The 600-nt window shown below is 57.0% G+C and carries 1 protein-coding gene; it reads right to left on the bottom strand.

Annotated elements, in window-relative coordinates; genetic code table 11:
* A partial coding sequence (locus tag U1T56_RS24330) for a S1 RNA-binding domain-containing protein (protein ID WP_418162062.1) occupies positions 1-600 on the bottom strand: 600 nt, incomplete at both ends.

The following is a 600-nucleotide window of genomic DNA, read 5'->3' as shown; positions in this document are numbered from 1 at the left end:
TAAGGAAATGCGGTGCTCGGCCTCGTTGACATCGAGCACTTTCGCTTTCACTTCATCGCCTTCTTTCAGCACTTCATGCGGCGAACCGATGCGGCGGTTGGCAATTTGCGATACGTGGACCAATCCTTCGACACCCGGGAAAATCTCCACGAACGCGCCGAATGAAGCAAGCCGCTTCACAGTCCCGGTGACGACATCGCCCGGCTTCACTTTTTCGCTGATGCCTTCCCACGGACCCGGAAGCGCCTCTTTGATGGACAATGACAGACGCCCGTTCTCCGGGTCGACGGCCAGCACTTTCACTTTCACCGCATCGCCTTCTTTCACCACCTCGGACGGATGGGCGACACGCGTATGGGAAAGCTGGGAAATATGTACGAGCCCATCAAACCCGCCGACATCGACAAAGACGCCGAAATCGGCAATGCGGCGGACGACGCCCTCGAGCACTTGGCCCGGCTCAATGCGGGAAAGCAGCTCTTTCTGCTGCCGCTCTTGCTCTTCCTCAACAACAGCGCGGTGTGACAAAATGACGCGGTTTTTCTCGCGGTCGAGCTCCACCACTTTGACGGCGAGCGTTTTTCCTTTGTAATCGGAAAA

The sequence above is a fragment of the Benzoatithermus flavus genome (assembly GCF_037908215.1).
Classification (GTDB): domain Bacteria; phylum Pseudomonadota; class Alphaproteobacteria; order Geminicoccales; family Geminicoccaceae; genus Benzoatithermus; species Benzoatithermus flavus.
The sequence above is the reverse complement of the archived record's forward strand: the minus strand, read 5'-3'. Positions and strand labels throughout refer to the sequence as shown.